The sequence below is a fragment of the Rhizobium sp. 01T437 genome (genome assembly GCF_056398505.1).
Genome location: NZ_JBFTPM010000027.1, coordinates 24,836 through 40,384, shown reverse-complemented (window position 1 = coordinate 40,384; position 15,549 = coordinate 24,836). Strand labels below are relative to the sequence as shown.

15 protein-coding genes are annotated in these 15,549 nt (G+C 60.1%); 6 read left to right on the top strand and 9 right to left on the bottom strand.

Going from position 1 to position 15,549, the window contains the following annotated elements; genetic code table 11:
- Positions 1 to 28 precede the first annotated feature (28 nt).
- Entirely contained in the window at positions 29 to 1,312 is a 1,284-nt protein-coding gene (locus AC1DM5_RS32410; RefSeq protein ID WP_477976613.1) for an ABC transporter substrate-binding protein, read from the bottom strand.
- A gap of 209 nt (positions 1,313 to 1,521) precedes the next feature.
- Between AC1DM5_RS32410 and AC1DM5_RS32405 the strand changes: the two genes are divergently transcribed.
- Positions 1,522 to 2,553, top strand: coding sequence for a LacI family DNA-binding transcriptional regulator (locus AC1DM5_RS32405; RefSeq protein ID WP_477976611.1), 1,032 nt, complete (start codon positions 1,522 to 1,524; stop codon positions 2,551 to 2,553).
- Between the two features lie 130 nt (positions 2,554 to 2,683).
- A complete protein-coding gene (locus AC1DM5_RS32400) occupies positions 2,684 to 3,517 on the top strand; it encodes an inositol monophosphatase family protein (protein ID WP_477976609.1) in 834 nt (277 codons plus the stop codon).
- A 6-nt stretch (positions 3,518 to 3,523) separates the two neighbouring features.
- Here the strand turns inward: AC1DM5_RS32400 and AC1DM5_RS32395 are convergent, their stop codons facing one another.
- Genes AC1DM5_RS32395 through AC1DM5_RS32380 form a run of 4 tightly spaced genes read right to left on the bottom strand, consistent with a single transcriptional unit; the run spans position 3,524 to position 7,484 of the window.
- Positions 3,524 to 4,606, bottom strand: coding sequence for an ABC transporter ATP-binding protein (locus AC1DM5_RS32395; protein WP_477976607.1), 1,083 nt, complete (start codon positions 4,604 to 4,606; stop codon positions 3,524 to 3,526).
- A gap of 24 nt (positions 4,607 to 4,630) precedes the next feature.
- Positions 4,631 to 5,452, bottom strand: a complete 822-nt coding sequence (locus AC1DM5_RS32390; RefSeq protein WP_477822962.1) for an ABC transporter permease — start codon at positions 5,450 to 5,452, stop codon at positions 4,631 to 4,633.
- Positions 5,449 to 6,339, bottom strand: a complete 891-nt coding sequence (locus AC1DM5_RS32385) for an ABC transporter permease (protein WP_477822961.1) — start codon at positions 6,337 to 6,339, stop codon at positions 5,449 to 5,451. The genes AC1DM5_RS32390 and AC1DM5_RS32385 overlap by 4 nt, the downstream gene beginning before the upstream one ends.
- Entirely contained in the window at positions 6,339 to 7,484 is a 1,146-nt protein-coding gene (locus tag AC1DM5_RS32380) for an extracellular solute-binding protein (protein WP_477822960.1), read from the bottom strand. The genes AC1DM5_RS32385 and AC1DM5_RS32380 overlap by 1 nt, the downstream gene beginning before the upstream one ends.
- A gap of 84 nt (positions 7,485 to 7,568) precedes the next feature.
- Between AC1DM5_RS32380 and AC1DM5_RS32375 the strand changes: the two genes are divergently transcribed.
- Complete coding sequence (locus tag AC1DM5_RS32375) at positions 7,569 to 7,766, top strand: hypothetical protein (protein ID WP_477822959.1); 198 nt, start codon at positions 7,569 to 7,571, stop codon at positions 7,764 to 7,766.
- Positions 7,767 to 7,787: 21 nt separating this feature from the next.
- Here the strand turns inward: AC1DM5_RS32375 and AC1DM5_RS32370 are convergent, their stop codons facing one another.
- Positions 7,788 to 9,125 (bottom strand): epoxide hydrolase family protein, encoded by a 1,338-nt coding sequence (locus AC1DM5_RS32370; protein WP_477976605.1) that lies wholly within the window; start codon positions 9,123 to 9,125, stop codon positions 7,788 to 7,790.
- Between the two features lie 277 nt (positions 9,126 to 9,402).
- Between AC1DM5_RS32370 and AC1DM5_RS32365 the strand changes: the two genes are divergently transcribed.
- Positions 9,403 to 9,786 (top strand): nuclear transport factor 2 family protein, encoded by a 384-nt coding sequence (locus tag AC1DM5_RS32365; RefSeq protein WP_477822957.1) that lies wholly within the window; start codon positions 9,403 to 9,405, stop codon positions 9,784 to 9,786.
- A gap of 169 nt (positions 9,787 to 9,955) precedes the next feature.
- On the opposite strand, the gene AC1DM5_RS32360 is transcribed toward AC1DM5_RS32365, so the two are convergent.
- Genes AC1DM5_RS32360 through AC1DM5_RS32350 form a run of 3 tightly spaced genes read right to left on the bottom strand, consistent with a single transcriptional unit; the run spans position 9,956 to position 12,740 of the window.
- Entirely contained in the window at positions 9,956 to 11,095 is a 1,140-nt protein-coding gene (locus AC1DM5_RS32360; protein WP_477822956.1) for a mandelate racemase/muconate lactonizing enzyme family protein, read from the bottom strand.
- Between the two features lie 12 nt (positions 11,096 to 11,107).
- The gene (locus AC1DM5_RS32355) at positions 11,108 to 12,016 is read right to left on the bottom strand and encodes a dihydrodipicolinate synthase family protein (RefSeq protein ID WP_477822973.1); all 909 of its coding nucleotides are present in this window, start codon (positions 12,014 to 12,016) and stop codon (positions 11,108 to 11,110) included.
- Positions 12,017 to 12,029: 13 nt separating this feature from the next.
- Positions 12,030 to 12,740 carry a GntR family transcriptional regulator gene (locus tag AC1DM5_RS32350; RefSeq protein WP_477822955.1) on the bottom strand — a complete coding sequence of 237 codons (711 nt, stop codon included), beginning with the start codon at positions 12,738 to 12,740 and terminating at the stop codon, positions 12,030 to 12,032.
- Positions 12,741 to 12,863: 123 nt separating this feature from the next.
- Here AC1DM5_RS32350 and AC1DM5_RS32345 point away from each other — a divergent pair, with 123 nt between their 5' ends.
- Positions 12,864 to 14,465 carry an ABC transporter substrate-binding protein gene (locus AC1DM5_RS32345; protein ID WP_477822954.1) on the top strand — a complete coding sequence of 534 codons (1,602 nt, stop codon included), beginning with the start codon at positions 12,864 to 12,866 and terminating at the stop codon, positions 14,463 to 14,465.
- Positions 14,466 to 14,486: 21 nt separating this feature from the next.
- Positions 14,487 to 15,548: an ABC transporter permease gene (locus tag AC1DM5_RS32340; protein ID WP_477822953.1), complete on the top strand. Its 1,062-nt coding sequence runs from the start codon at positions 14,487 to 14,489 to the stop codon at positions 15,546 to 15,548.
- Position 15,549: the final 1 nt, after the last annotated feature.

The following is a 15,549-nucleotide window of genomic DNA, read 5'->3' as shown; positions in this document are numbered from 1 at the left end:
GAGGACGATCGTGAGAACCCTAGATCGATCAGCCGCCCATGCGCTTCTTCAACCGCTCGAAGGAGGCGTTGAGCTCGGTATCTGCCTGCTTTACGCCGTCGGCGATCGAGACCTCGCCGGCCATCATCGCCGTGTAGTAGCGGATGAAGATCTTCTCGACCTCCTGGAAATTGGCAGGAGACGGCACGGCCTTGGTGTTCGGCAGCGTCTGGTAATAGAGCGCGGCACTCGGCGGGAAGCTCAAGAACCCCGGGGTCTCGGCGGCCGACTTGCGGCCGGGAACGCCACCACCCTTTTCGCCCTCCTCTTTCTGCGTCTCCTCGCTTGTCAGCTCGAGGATCAGCGCCTTGGCAAGATCGGGCTCTTTGCTCGCCTTGGCGACAGCGTAACCGCCGAAGCCGATCACGGTCGTGTCGGTTACCTTGCTCGGTGGAATGGCGACATCCATGTTGAGCTTGTTGTTCTTGGCGCTCTGGACGATCCAGTGGCCACGACTGATCATCGCCACCTGGCCGGCCATGAACTGGTTGTCCATCATATCCTTGCCGGGGATCGGCGAGACGCCGTCGACATGGATGAGGTCATGGAGGAACTGCAGGCTTTCGGCGACCTTGGGGTCGAGCATGTTGGATGCCGTCCACTCGTCGTTGATGGCGCCGGTGCCATTCGAGAAGAACCATGGCTGGACGAAGAAGTTCTGGTTCGGCACCTCATAACCGAACTGGGTGACATTGCCCGACGCATCCTTGACCGTCAGCTTCTTGGCGACATCGCGGAATTCGTCCCAGGTCCATTTGCCGTCCTTCGGATAGGCAATCCCGGCCTTGTCGAACAGATCCCTATTGTAGTTGATCATGATGTTGTTCCAGCCGATCGGGATATAGTTGATATCCCCCTTGTAGCTCGACTGCTTGAAGAGGCTCGGCGCGAAGTCGGAAAAGCCCGGGTTGGCGGCCACGAAATCGTTGAGCGGCAGGAAGAGAGAGCGCGACGAAAAGCTCTGGAAGGTCTCGATCGCCGTGCCGTAGACATCGGCCTGCTGGCCGGAATTGAACTGGCTGAAGACCTTGGTGACATAGTCGCCCCAGCCAGTCGAAATCGGATCGACGGAAAGCTCGACCTTGACGTTGGGATATTTCTTGTTGAAACGCGCAATGGCGTTGGTCATGGCCGATAGTTCGGCGTCGCCGCCGAAGCCCTGCATCTTCAGGGTCGCCGTGACATCCGATTGCGCAAAGGCGCGGCCGACACTTGCGCCGACGGCAAGAGCGGCAGACGAAATCAGCAGCGAACGCCGCGAGAACTCATGCATGTGATCCTCCCTGTGCGCCTCCTCCGGCGCGTTCCCATCTATCCGGCCTCCACCGGTCGAAACGTTTCGTATGCTTTTACTGAAATATCGCGGATCCAGCTCTTCCCCGGTCCAGCGTGGCGTCATTTGCTTAGTCGAAACGTTTCGTATAAGAGCATCAGAACGCCCTCGTGGCAAGAGGGTCCGACAAAAAGCGCTGGGGAGGATGCATGGCCACCATCAAGGACGTGGCAAAACGGGCGGGTGTCGCCATATCGACGGCATCGGCCGCGCTCAACCGCTCAGCCCCTGTGAGCGACGAGGTGATTGCCAAGGTCGAAGCCGCCGTTCGCGACATCGGATATATCCCGCATGCCGGCGCGCGCAGCCTGCGCATGGGCCAGTCGCGGCTGATCGGCCTGATATTGCCCGATATCACCAACCCGCATTTTGCCAAGGTTGCCAAGGTCGTCGAGTCCGCCTGCCTCAATGCTGGTTACATGGCGGCGGTCTATTCGACGAGCGAGGACCATGATCGCGAGCAGCAGATCCTGACCATGATGCGCATGCAGCGCGTCGAAGGGCTCATCATTATTCCGACACGCTCGGATGCCGAGCATGGCGCCCGCATGGTCGACAAGATCCATGTGCCGACGATCCTGCTCGACAGCTTCATCGAGGGCTTGCCCTATGACGTCATCAAGCTCGACAATATCGCCGCCGGCCGCATCGCCACGGAGCATCTGATCGGCCTTGGTCACAAACGGATCGCCGTTACCGTCGGGCGCAACAACATCATCACCGGTGAAGATCGTCTTGCCGGCTATATGCAAGCCCATGCCGCCCATGACCTGTCGGTTGATCCAGGTCTGCTGCTCGAGGGGCGTTTCGACCAGGCGCTCGCCCATGACAGCACGATCAGGCGCATGCGCGAGCCGGATCCGCCGACCGCGATTTTTGCACTGTCGAACATGATGACGCTCGGCGTCCTGAATGCGCTGCGCGAATTGGGTTTCAGAGTGCCTTATGACGTCTCGGTCATCGGGATAGACGATTTCGATTTTGCAAATATCATGAACCCACCGCCGACAGTCGTTGCCGCCCCGGTGCTCGAGATGGCCCAAAAGGCGATCTCTACGCTTCTCAGCGAGATCTCCGACAAAACGCCGCCAAGTGCTGCGCGGACGATCTTTTCCCCAAACCTGATCCTTCGCGAATCCTGCGCGGCACCCGCAGCCGAGCGGGCAGAGAGCGTGACCTGAGAAGCAGCAGTCGATTGAGATCGGCGCGGGGTCGCATACCATTGCGTTCGCTTCATAAAAGCATCATGCGCATTTGCAATGAGAAGCACTGAACCGCTCGCCATCCTCAGTCATCACACGGATTGTCTTCATGAACTTGTCTTCGACCGCCGCGCGCCTGTCACCAACAGCCTCGCCCCGCCTTTTCGTCCTCGCCGAAACAGCCCTCAAGGCAGGAGAGACGGCGCGCAATGCGCTCAGACGACGCACGGCCGGCGAGATGGTCCACAAGGCGCCGCGCGATTACCAGACGGAAATCGATGTCGCGGTTGAACGGATCATCGTCGAGGAGATGATGAGCGCATTCCCGGCCTATGCGATCCAGGGCGAGGAAGAGGTCGGCAACCGACAGGCCGGCTCGGATGCACCGGTCATCTATATCGACCCGATTGACGGCACGACCAATTTTGCCTGGGGCATCCCGCATTTCGGCATGACGATCTCGATCGCCGAGGCCGGCCGCGCCGTTGCCGGCGTCGTCTATGACGCCATGCAGGACGAGCTCTTCAGTGCGGAGGCCGGCGACGGTGCCTGGCTGAACGGCGAGCGCATCCATTGCGCCGCGGTTGCCGATATCCAGAACGTGCTCGTCGGTGCCGGCCTGCCGATCCCCGGCCAGGTCAAGGCTGTCTCGGAAGAGCTTTATTTCGATGCCGTCAAGCGCCTTATGGTCAATACCGCCGGTGTGCGTCGTCTCGGTTCGGCAGCGCTTTCGATCGCCTATGTCGCCTGCGGACGGCTGGACGGCTTTTTCGAGGACGGCCTGTCGATCCATGACTTCGGCGCCTCGGCACTGATGGTCGAGGAAGCGGGCGGTATCGTCACGAGGTTTTCAGGCGCCGCCGTCACCGGCAAAGGCGACATCCTGGCAGCAAGCAAGGCACTCTATCCCTGGCTGCAGGAAGGCTTTCAGCTGAAGGCCTGAGATACGTCAGGCCGTAAAGAGCGGCGGCTGCACGGTTGCAGCCGTTTGTGCCACTGCCGATTGGTGGATCAGAGCATTGTCGCGGAAGGCGAAAAAGCCGGAGCAGCTGGTAGTAACGGCCATCCCGGCTCTGATCATATCGGTCGGCGCAACCATTGCCTTCAGCCGGACACGATCGGCAAGATCGATATCGACAATCTTGTGCGTGCCGAAATCGCTGACCCGGTGGACGGTCGCGTCTGCCGGCCGGCTGACAGGGCGCACCGTCAGGGCTTCCGGGCGCATCGCCAGCGTCACCGGACCATCCGCAACGGGGATCGAAAAGCCGAAAAGCGGATGCGTGCAGACCCCGTTGCGGATCTCGCTCTCAACGAAATTCATCGAGCCGATGAAGCCCGCGACGAAAGCTGTCTGCGGCTCACGATAGATTGTGCTCGGCGGAGCCACCTGTTCTGTGCGGCCATCGCGCATGACGACGATGCGGTCGGCAAGCGCCAGGGCCTCGTCCTGACCGTGGGTGACGAACAATGTCGTGATGCCGAGCCGCTGCTGGATGTCGCGGACCTCCTCCCGCAGCCGCTCGCGCAGATGCTGGTCGAGGCTGGCGAACGGCTCGTCCAGCAGCAGGATCTTCGGCTCGAGAACAAGCGAGCGGGCAAGTGCGACGCGCTGCTGCTGGCCGCCGGAAAGCTGCGTCACTGCGCGCCGTCCGTAGTCGGCAAGACCGACGAGAGCAAGAGCGTCCTCGACGCGGTGGCGGATTTCGGCCTTCGGCAGGCGCCGCAGCTTCAGGCCGAAGGCGATATTGTTGAAGACATCCATATGCGTCCAGAGCGCATGGCTCTGGAAGACCATGCCGGTCGGGCGCCGCTCCGGCGGCAGGTTCGTCACATCCCTGGCGTCGATCCGAATGCTGCCTTCGCTCGGCCGCTCGAAGCCGCCGATCATGCGAAGCAACGTCGATTTGCCGGAACCCGAGGGGCCGAGCAGGCAGACGAGTTCGCCGTCACCGACCTCGAGCGAGAAGTCACGGACGGCAAAGGTGTGGCCGAAGCTCTTCGCAACGCCTTCGATCGCCAGATGTGCCATTCTTGAAACCCTTTCTGCCGGCGCTCAGGCGCCGAAGCCCCGCGCGAAGGCGCCGGTCCCGACGACGCGCCGCGCAAATATCAATGCCGCAAAGGACGGCACCCACAGCATGACGGAGAGGACCGCACCATATTGCACGACGATCTGGCTGTTGATGAAGCTGATCATAAGTACCGGCATGGTGCGGATTTCCGGCGCTCCGATCAGCCAGGCGCCCTCCGTCTCGTAGAAAGTGCCGACGAAAGTTAGAAGCACTGCCGCTGATATCGTCGGCGCAGCCTGCGGCAAGGTGATCGACCAGAAGACGCGAAGCGGCGTGGCGCCGGCATCGCGTGCTGCCTCCTCCATCCGCCGGTCGACATTCTGGAAGGCGGCAACCGGGATCCAGATCATCAGCATCAGCGTGCCGACGAGCTGGATCAGCACCACGCCCCAGAAGGTGCTGATCAGCCCCATCTGCAGGAAGATGCCGGCAATCGCCACCAGCAGGCCGAATTTCGGAAAGGCATGTGAAGCGAGGAACGACAGGAACAGGATATTGCGTCCGGGAAAACGCATTCTTGCGAAAGCATAGGCGGCCGGAAGGCAGATGATTGCCGAAAGCAGCGTCACCGTCGCCGTCAGCCGCAGGCTGAGGAACAGAGCATCCCAGACATCCTTACGCGCCAGCGTCTGCGACCAGAAACGCAGGCCGAACTGCTGGGGAATGACGGAAGGATAGCGCCAGACCTCGGTGAAGGCCCAGGTGGCGACAACCAGCAGCGGCAGTGCGATGAACAGCGTGAGCAGCAGCGAAAGAGCAAAGCCTGTCCAATCGAATTTCGAGGCGGTCGACTGACGCATCATCGGCCCTCGCGATTGCGGGCGATCGACCAGACATAAATGATACCGAAGAGAAGGCAGAAGCCGAAGGAGATGACGGCCTGGGTGAGGGCGTTCAACGGATCGTTCATGTCGGCAAAGGTGCGCTGCATGAAAGGCCCCATCATCTCCGGCGAGGCGGGACCGAGCACATAGGGCAGCGTGAAGGCTGAGAATATGCCGAGAACGGCAAAGGAAGCGGTCACCAGCAGGGAATTGCCCATGCGCGGCAGAATGATCGAGATAAAGACCCTGAAAGGCGTTGCGCCGACGTCGCGGGCCGCCTCGATGGAGCTATTGGAAACAGACGTGAGCCCCGCCGTTAGCATCAGCACGGTCAAGGGCAGATTGTCCCAGACGAGGCCGATGACTGGTCCCCAGGGCGTCAGATAGGGGCTCGGCAGCTTCGGAAGGCCGACGGCATTGAGCAGGATGTCGACCGTGCCATTCGGTCCGATCGTGCGGATCAGCGCATAGGAAAGGATGATCGAGGGCACGAACATCGGAAAGATCGCCAGGCCCTGCACGTAGGCGGCAAGGCGACCGCCGGAAAAGCGCAGGTAAAGGGCAATCGGAAGGCCGATCGCAAGCAAAAGCAGGCCGCAGACGAAAGTCGTCCACAGCGTCAGCCAGAGGTTGGCCAGACTGTAACCATCAGTGAAGAAGAAATGGTAGGAGGCGAGCGAAAACTCGGTTGTCCCGTCCGACTGGCGAACGAAGATGGTAGTTGTGATCGCCGAGAAGATCGGAAAGATGATCAGCCAGCCGACCAGAAAGACCGGCATGCCGACGAGGAGGAGCCCGTAAAGGCTCCCCCTGCCTGGAGACTGAGCGCGGCGCGCGACCGCAGGCTGCGCGGCATCCACCGCCATCAGGTGCGGCTGATTCCAGGAGCGACGTTGCGGTACCAGCCGTCGTTGATTGCCTTTTCCCAATCGCCGCCCGGGAAGGTCGGGATGGTCGCCGGGATGACGTCGGCATATTTCTTGCGCAGGTCTTCAGAAATGTGATCCCAGGAAACGCCCGGGAAGCCGCCGATCTCGGTGATGATGGCTTCCTGCATCTCGCTCGTCAGCATGAAGGCTGCGAGCTTGAGGGCGGCGTCCTTGTTGGCGCCGTTCGTGAAGATCGTCATGGCGGAAAAACCGCCGCAGAGCGCGAGGTCGGAGAGCTGCACGAGGCCGGTCGTCTCGGGCAGAACGCCCTGGGAGATCGCCTGCAGGACCTGGTCCGACCAGACCGGAGCGATGGTGACGACGCCCTGAGCGAGCAGTTGGATCGACTGCGTGTTGCCGGCGGTATAGGCACCCTTCTGGTAAAGCGACGGCGCGAGATCGTTGAGGATCTGCCAGGCCGGCGTCAGCGTCTGGCTGGCATAGTCGGCAGTGAAATTGTCGATCTTGAACTTCTTCGGATCGCGGCCGTTGGCTTCATGGATGGCACGGCGGACGAAATTGCCACCCGAGCCGCCCTTGTCCGGACGGTTGTAGATGAATTGGCCGGGATTGGCCTTGATCCAGGCTGTCAGCTGCTCCCAGGTCTTCGGCGCATCCTTCGGGTCGAGCTTGGTCTTGTCATAGGCAAGCAGAACCTGCGAGCCGCGATAGGGCAGCGCGTAGGGCGTGTCGAAAGCGAGCGGATTGACGCGGTCGAAGCCCTGGACATTCTCAGCCGAGAACTTCACCCAGAGGCCGGCATCGATGCCACCGGCCGGAAGGCGCGGATCGAACTGTTCGAAGAGGTCGGCCTGCGGATCGGTCTTGGTCTTCAGTGCTGCAAGAGCACGGTCGGCTATGGCGCGCAGGCCATTATTGTCGCCGGCATCGGTGACCTTCAGCGTGACGTCCGGATGAGCCTTTTCGAAAGCCGGACGGATAATGTTGTTCCAGAGGTCGATAATATTGGAATCCGAGCCGCTGTAGAGGTCGATCGTGCCTGCGGCGGCCGAGGCGAAGCGCGGAAGGGCCAGAAGGCCCGCAGCCGCCGACGATGTGATCAGAAATTCGCGTCTATTCATATCCTGTCTCCCTTCGCTATCGAGGCTGCGCCCCTGATGAGTTCTGAGACTTGCTAGCCCTGGCGCGTAACATCGGAATGACAGGTGCGAAGAGAAATGCACACGTGTGCCAAGCTCCTTGCTGATTTTCATCGGGCATTCCCTGATGATGGCATCTTCGGCGAAGGGGGCGGCAAAATTCCAGGCGCTGCCGGCCGGATCTGGGTCATCGACCCGATCGACAGGACATCAATTTTGTTTGCGGCGGCGACGCCTTGTCGGCTTGGGGTGGCCCTCGAATGAGGACCACCCATTTCGACGTCGTCAGCGTACTGACTTGAAAGCCGCCCTCACTTCCTCGGCGAAGAGCTGCGGCTGCTCCCAGGCGGCAAAATGCCCGCCTTTTTCGACCTGATGATAGTATGTCAGCGAGGGATAGGCCTGCTTGGCCCAGCTTTCCGGTGCGCGATAGATCTCCTTCGGAAAGACCGTGATGCCAACCGGGATTTTGATGTCCTTCGTCTTCTGCGCCTCTGCGCTGAAGTTGTTGTTGTTGTTCTCCCAATAGAACCGCGATGACGACGCGCCGGAATTCGTCAGCCAATAGAGCGTGATGTCATCAAGCATTTCGTCCTTGGAAAAAACGCGTTCGGGAACGCCGCCAGTGTCGCTCCATTGGGCAAATTTCTCGTAGATCCAGGACGCCAGGCCAGACGGCGAGTCGGCAAGCGAATAGCCGATCGTCTGCGGCCGGGTCACCATTATCGCGCCATAGGCAGCATTTCGTCCGAAGAAGGTGCTCAAGGAATCATACGCTTCTCGCTCGGGCGACGACAGGCTCGCGGGGGCCGGGTCTCCGCTGTTGATGGCCTTCATGAGGTCGCCTGGAACCGTCGCGGGCATATTGAGATGGATTGCCAGCAAACCCTTCGGCGCCTGGCGCGCCAAAGCGTCGGAGATCACCGAACCATGATCGCCACCCTGAGAAACATAGTGGTCATAGCCGAGCCGCTTCATCAGGACGTCCCAAGCGCGGGCGACCCGGTCCGGTCCCCAGCCCTGATCTACCGGATGCCCGGAAAATCCGTAGCCTGGTATCGAGGGGATGATCACGTCGAACGCATCTTCCGGCCGGCCACCATAAGCCGTCGGGTCCGTGAGAGGACCTATGGTCTTGATGAACTCAAATATCGATCCGGGCCAGCCGTGTGTCAGAATGATAGGGAGAGCGTTGGGATGGCGCGAACGAACATGGATGAACTGGATGTCGACACCGTCGATCGTGGTGACGAATTCCGGCAATGCGTTGAGTTGCGTCTCGGCCTTGCGCCAGTCGTACTGGGTGCCCCAGTAGCGAACCAGCTCCTGGACCTGTGACAGCTGGATACCCTGGGAGGTGTCGTCGACCGTCTCCTTGTCTGGCCATCGGGTGTCGGCGATACGTCTGCGCAGGTCGTCGAGTTGCGACTGCGGAACGTGGATCTGGAAGGGACGGATGCTGTCGTCTGCACTCGCAGCTTTCGTGGCGGCACCCGAAGCAAGATCAGCGGCATGGACCGGCAGTGCATAGACTGCCGGAACGAGCAACAGAGAACCAAACGCTATGGCGATTACTCGATCGGCGACGCCACGCCGCATTGAAATATTGTCGGTCTTCGTCATGAAACACTCTCCTTCGATTGCGGCTGCATTCGCAGCGCCTGTTAACGAAGAGCGGTTTCAAGGATTGACGTGTCCCGCATATTTCGAAAATCGGCTGAAGTGTACCAGCATGTACCGGCGACGCAGATTGCCGGCAGTTCTCCCCAGGCGTATCCTTCGAACGATCCGCGGTCAGCTGTATCTGGCAGGGACACCCATGACGCCCCTCCGAACAACGAAAAGCACGACTATTTGCTGTCCCGAGGATGATGGCCTCAAACGCCGCTTGGAGATCCCCTTGGAAGATCGAACAATTCAAAAGACATTGGAGCGCCATTGGGAGGCTTCGGACGCAAACGATTTCGATGTCGAACACGAGATCTATCACGAAGATGCCTTTCTGGATTATCCGCAATCAGGGGAGCGGATCCGCGGCAGGCACAACATTCAAGAAAGCCGGTTCGTCCAGCCAAACAAGAAGCGGTTTACAGTCCGACGAATTATCGGCAGCGGAGATCTCTGGGTCACCGAATTCACACTCACCTATGACGGCATGCCCTCTCACGCCGTCAGCATCATGGAATTTCGCGACGGGCTGGTGGCCCATGAAACGCAATATTTCTCCGATAGCTTCGAGCCATCACCTTCTCGGACACATCTTACAGAGCGGATGACGAAATAGACTTATCCCTGATGGGGCAAATTCCCGCTTAATTCACGACACAAGCATTGGCGCGTCATCGAGGGCCGGGAAAGTGGCCATGTTCCCCGCAGTGCGGAAGCGCGATCACGATCTGTGGCGCGCGCTTCCCTAGCGTTTTAAAGCAAGCTTGTCATTTCAACGGAACCAATCAGGGATAAGCCGTCGATCCGTCCGGCTTGCGGGTTATTTTCCGCTCCCAATGAATGTAGTCTTCCGTCTGCAATGCCTTTTCATCGATTTCCAGCCCCCAACCCGGACGGTCGGGCCGCAATTCCATATGGCCATCGACCGGCATATACGGATCGGCTGCCCATGGCGCGTGGACATGGGGCTTGAACTCAAGGACCTTGAAGTTCGGCTGTGCGGCGCAGAAGTGGATGTTGACCGCGGTCGCGAGCGGCCCCATCGGGTTATGCGGCGCGACGGTTACATAGTGGGCTTCAGCGATTGTTGCGATCCTGCGCATTTCTGTTACGCCGCCAACAACGCATATGTCGGGCTGGATTATATCTGCGCCACGGGCCGACAACAGGGAGAGGAATTCGAAGCGATTGTAGAGAGATTCTCCCGTCGCCAGCGGAACGGAGACTTTCGACTTCAGCTCGGCCCATGCTGGAATGTGCTCCGGCCGGATCGGCTCCTCGTAGAAGAGAGGATCACTTGGCGCAATCGCTGCAGCAAGCTGCACCGCCTGATAGGGCTCGAAGATCTTAGCATGAGCGTCGAATGCGAATTCGAAATGCGACGGCGTAATCTCGCGTATTTTGGCGAACCAGTCACCGGTTTCCTTTACAAGCTCGCCCCAGCGACCGGCATGCAGGTCGCGGCGGAAGGGGCTGAGCTTGAAAGCCGTGTAGCCGTATTTTTCGTTCAGCTCGAGGGTCTGGTCCTGCGCCGTCCGCGGATCCGGCGCGGTATAGACACCGCAATAGACGCGCACCCGATCCCGAACGTTGCCGCCAAGCAGCATGTAAACGGGTAAGCCGGCGGCCTTGCCGGCGATATCCCAGAGCGCGTGATCGATCGCCGAAATCGCTGCAAGCCCCAGCGCGCCCGGCGGAAAACGGCACTGCTGATTGAGTTTCAGCACAAGGAATTCCACTCGGCGGGGGTCCTCCCCTTCGATCTGATGGAAGAGATAGTCGAAAAGCGGCGGCAGCGCCCAGTCGGGGCCGTGATTGTAGCACTCGCCCCAACCGGAAATGCCTTCGCTCGTCTCGATTTTCAGGAGCAGTCGCGGCCGGTCGTCGACGCGCTGCATGTAGGTCTTGAAGCCGGTGATATGCATTGACATTCTTCCTCAGGCGGCGCGGTTCTTGCCGCTTACATTGTCGACGATTGCGCGCAGTTCCGCGCGTTCCGCGTCCGTCAGACTTTCAACGCCGGGAAGGCGAACAGGGCCGACATCGGTTCCGAGCATGCCGAGCGCCTCCTTGACCACCGTGACATTGGCGCCGTTCAGATATTTGGTGCGCAGCGCTTCGAAACCGGCGATGTCGTCGATAAGAGCGCGGGCAGCCGCGTAGTCGCCGGCTTCCAGCGCCTGATGGATGGCATGCGAGCGCTCGGGGAAAACGTTGACGAGCCCCGAGGTAAAGCCGCGAGCACCCATGGCGTAGAAGGCAGGTGCCCAGCCCTCGGCAAGCCCGCAGACCCAGATCGCCGGCGCATCCTTCGTCGAGCGGATCACCTCGGCAAGCAGCATCAGGTTGCCGGAAGCGAACTTGATACCGGCAATGTTCCGATGCAGGGCAAGCTTGCGGAAATCGGCGACGGAGAATGTATCGCTGCGGACATAGGCAATGACAGGGACAGTGGACGCCTCGGCAAGTTCGAGGAAATATTTCGCCTGGTAGCTCGGGCCTGCAAAGGGATCCATCGGGTGGTGACCCATGATCGCATCGGTGCCCTCGGCAATCGCGTTACGGGCGAGCTCCTTGGCTTCCGTCAGCGAACGCCCGACAGCGGCGCTGATCAGAGCCTTGCCATCGGCGGCCTTGATCGTTGCGCTGTGAACCGCCTTTACCTCATCCATCGTCAGCGTGAAGAACTCGCCCGTATTGCCGGCGGCCATCAGATTGTGGACCCGGGCGCTGGCGAGGCGCGCGATCAAAGCGGAAAGCTTGGCGAGATCAATACTGCCATCTGCCTTGTAGGGGGTCACCGGAACGCCGGAAATGCCCGTCAGGGCTTTGCGTATCTTGTCCATTGCCACGGTCACGTCAAATGTCCTCTTTCTTCCTGAATACGATGTTGAGGTAGGTTTCGCCGGAGCGGACAACGTGATCACGCATCACCCGCTCGGCCTTGTCGCTGTCGTTCGAGACGATGGCGACGGCGATGGCGGTATGCTCGGCGAGAGCCTTGTCGCGCTCCTTGGTGTCAGAATGAATGACGCGGCGAATGCTCGCGTCGTAGAATTGCTGGCGCTCGATCATGCGAGACAGGTACTGGCAGCGCGAGGCGAGGTGGATCTGCTCGTGAAAGGTCTCATTCAGCGCAATGAGATCGTCCGCAACGCCATCGGCCGTGGCCGCCTTCATCAATGCGACCGTATCGCTAAGCTTCCTGGCTTCTTCCTTGGTAATCCGCTTGGCGGCGAGATGCGCGATCATCGATTCCAGCGCGGCGCGCGCAAGGATCATTTCCTCCGCCCATCCGGCGTTGAACCGGATCAGCACCCCGCGACGCGGCAGGGTTTCAACCAATCCTTCGGTCTCGAGTTGCCGGAGCGCCTCCTTGATTGGAGTGGTGGAAACACCAAGCTGCTCGGCGAGCTGGCGCTCGTTGACGCGCTCGTCAGCGCGAAAGCGGCCGGACAGGATCGCCGCCCGCAGCGTCTTATGAACATGATCACGAAGGGTCGTCAGGAATCGCGGATCGATCTTTTCGATGCGGTCGTCGCCCGCCCCACCCTCCATCTTATTTTCCATAGGCCGAAAATTCTCCCGTTGACGACAAAATCGTTTTGTGAGATCTGATATACCAGATTTCAGATCGATGTCGATATCAAAATTCGCTCTGATGTGATTGCAGAGATGCTTGGGAGGAAGAAAATGAAGATCCAAAGACGCGGGCTATTGATCTCGTCGGCGCTTGTTGCCGCGAGCCTGATGATGCCGTTGGCCGCGGCCGCAGCCACCCCGAAGGACCAGCTGGTCATTGCAACGAATATGTCGTCGATGCGTGGCCTCGATCCAAACGAAATCAATCAGTTGGAAGCGGCTGAAATCGTCGCGAACCTCTATGAGCGGCTGATCGTGCTGCCGGCCGACAACATTACCAAGCCGGCTCCGGGTGTTGCCGAAAGCTGGAGCGTCTCTCCCGACGGCAAGACCTTCACATTCAAGATCCGCTCCGGCATCAAGTTCCATTCCGGCAATCCGCTGACGGCAAAGGACGTCGAGTGGTCGCTGCGGCGTCTCGTCAAGTTGGGGCTCGCGCCATCCGTCGACCTTCGCCAGTGGGGCTTTACGGACAAGAATGTCGACGATCTGATCAAGGCGAGCGACGACAGCACCGTGGTCCTCCAGACGCCCAGCCTCTGGAATCCCAACCTGATCCTCTATTCGCTGGCGAGCTTCTCGACCTCGATCCTGGACAGCAAGTTCCTCGTCGAACATGAAAAGGACGGCGATATGGGGCGCGAGTTCCTGCAGGCCAACGACGCCGGCTCGGGCCCTTATGCGCTGCGCACCTGGCGCGTGAACGACTTGCTAATCGCCGATGCTAACAAGGATTACTGGCAGGGCGCCCCCAAGATGCGGCGCGTCGTTCTCCGCCATATGCCGGAATCTTCTGGCCAGCGTCTGCAGCTTGAGGCGGGTGACGTCGATGTCGCGACCCGTCTGTCCTCCACCGACCTTGCAGCGGTTGAGTCCGGCGGCAAGGCCGGCATTCAGAAGACGCCGGGCTTCGGCTTCTATTACCTCGCTTTGAACCAGAAGGACGAGATTCTTTCCAATCCCAAGGTTCGCGAAGCCTTCCGATACCTGATCGACTATGACGGCCTCGCCAACACCGTCATGAAATATTACGGCATCAAGCAGCAGACCATCATTCCGGCCGGCCTGCCGGGTGCAAGCGAGGTCAATCCCTACAAGCTCGACATCGAAAAGGCCAAGCAGCTGCTGACTGAAGCCGGCTATCCGAACGGTTTCTCGAAGGTCTATTACGCAACGCCGGTCACCCCGGAATATGAGGTTGCGCAGTCCCTGCAGGCCAATGCCGCAAAGGCCGGCATCAAGCTCGATCTTCAGGGCGGCGACCATATCGGCAAGTTCCGCACGCGTGAATTCGAGATCTTTTCGGCGCGATCGGGTGAACGCCTGCCGGATCCTCACGCGATCCTCCAGTCCTATGCAACCAATGCCAATAATTCCGACGACGCCAAGCTGACGGGCCTGAATGCCTGGCGCACCGCCTGGGATGTGCCGAAGGACATTCAGGATATGGTGACTGCGGCCGCCCACGAGACTGATCAGCAGAAGCGGGTTGATCTCTATGCGAAGATCAACAAGGCCTATCTCGAATCGTCTCCGCCGTTGATCACCTCCTTCCTGCGCACCGACGCGAAGGCGGTTCGCAAGGAAGTCAAAGGCTATATCGGCCATTCGACATGGCTGACGCGCTGGGACACGGTTTCCAAGGGCGAGTGACCTCCTCCAAGGGAGAATGACGTGAGCATCTCACAAACATCCGGGGCCGCATCGAGCGGCGGAGCAGTCGTGCTCGACGCAGTGCGAAAGGTGGCGACATCTTTCAGTGTCATCCTGACGACGCTGCTCGGCCTCTTGATCATCACCTTCGTCGTCGGCCGCATGGTCCCGGCTGATCCAGTCATTGCCGTGATCGGGGACCAGGCCGACCAGGCGACCTATGAGCGGGTCTACAAGGAGATGGGGCTGGACCAGCCGCTCTATGTCCAGTTCGCGACCTATCTCGGCAATGTCGCCCAGCTGAATTTCGGCCAGTCCCATGTGACCAAGAACCCGGTGGCAAGTGACCTTGCCCGGGTCTTCCCGGCGACACTGGAGCTTGCGACGCTCGCAACGATCATCGGCGCCGGCCTCGGCATTCCGCTCGGCATCATCTCCGCTGTTCGCAAGGGAACATGGGTCGATCATCTCGCGCGTGTCGTCGGGCTGCTCGGGCATTCAACGCCAATTTTCTGGCTCGGCACCATCGTCATCCTGGTCTTTTACGCCAAGTTCGGGCTCATCCCCGGCAGCGGCCGACTGGACGTCTACAATGAAGGGCTTGTCGAAGGGCCGACCAACTCCATTCTCGTCGATGCGATCATTGCCGGCGAATGGGAGGTTTTCCGCGATGCCTTGTTGCATGTCACAGCCCCTGCCCTGATCCTCGGTTATGCGGCCACGGCCTATCTCAGCCGCATGAGCCGCAGCTTCATGCTGGAACAGCTTCGGCAAGAATATGTGCTGACGGCGAAGGCAAAGGGTCTCGGCCAGCGCGCCATCATCTGGCGCCATGCCTTCCGCAACATCCGGGTGCAGCTTTTGACCATCGTTGCCCTTGCCTATTGCGGCCTGCTGGACGGCACGGTTCTCATCGAGACCGTCTTTGCCTGGCCCGGCCTCGGGCAATATCTGACCTCGGCTCTCTTCTTCGCGGACATGAACGCGATCCTCGGCAGCGTGCTCCTGATCGGCATCATTTCGATCGTCATCAACCTGCTGTCCGATATCGCCTACCGCTTCCTCGATCCGCGTACCCGGTGAC